The sequence below is a fragment of the Halopenitus salinus genome (genome assembly GCF_042662125.1).
Taxonomy (GTDB): domain Archaea; phylum Halobacteriota; class Halobacteria; order Halobacteriales; family Haloferacaceae; genus Halopenitus; species Halopenitus salinus.
The window spans coordinates 1-607 of record NZ_JBHSXL010000023.1; the positions used below are offsets into that span (position 1 = coordinate 1).

Genomic DNA, 607 nt, shown 5'->3' on the forward strand with positions numbered 1-607 from the left:
GTCAGCCCACACACCACATTGCCCGTGAGGGCTTCGGTTTGGACTGTGTCGCGGTCACTCGCGGTTACTAACGACATCGCTATTGCGTTCTCTTCCGTCCCCTACTGAGATGTTTCAATTCGGGGAGTTCCCTATTGCGCGAAGCAATTGTAGAAGGATTCCTATTCGGAGATCCCAAGTTCTTCGCCTCCATGCGGCTCCCTTGGGCTTTTCGCAGCTTGGCACGTCCGTCATCGGCTCTCGAGCCGAGCCATTCACCAGCTGGCACAGTAGCCAGTATACTATACGTCCACGAACTCACAAACTGAGTTCAGTGGGCGTCTGGATCGCACGTATACACGGTCGTCATCGAATCACCTCGTGGCTTCCACGAGCGTGTCCGTCGGACCCTTCCTACCCGCGGTCTCCCGGAGTAGTGCATCGGTCGTCGCGCCGTCATCTCCCGTTTCGGAGTCGACCATTTAAGGGCCGCGTTTCGCTCCCACCGCAGTCGCGCGGTCGGAGTCTCCAATCGGGAGATGGGGCTGACATGGACCCGCTGGGATTCGAACCCAGGGCATCCTCCTTGCAAGGGAGGCACTCTCCCACTGAGCTACGGGCCCACCCG

The 607-nt window shown here is 59.1% G+C and carries 1 tRNA gene and 1 rRNA gene; both read right to left on the reverse strand.

Annotated features, from left to right (window positions below):
* Positions 1-282: ribosomal RNA gene (locus ACFQE9_RS15170) — 23S ribosomal RNA — on the reverse strand; the annotation flags it as partial.
* Between the two features lie 248 nt (positions 283-530).
* Positions 531-602: transfer RNA gene (locus ACFQE9_RS15175), tRNA-Ala, on the reverse strand.
* Positions 603-607 lie beyond the last annotated feature (5 nt).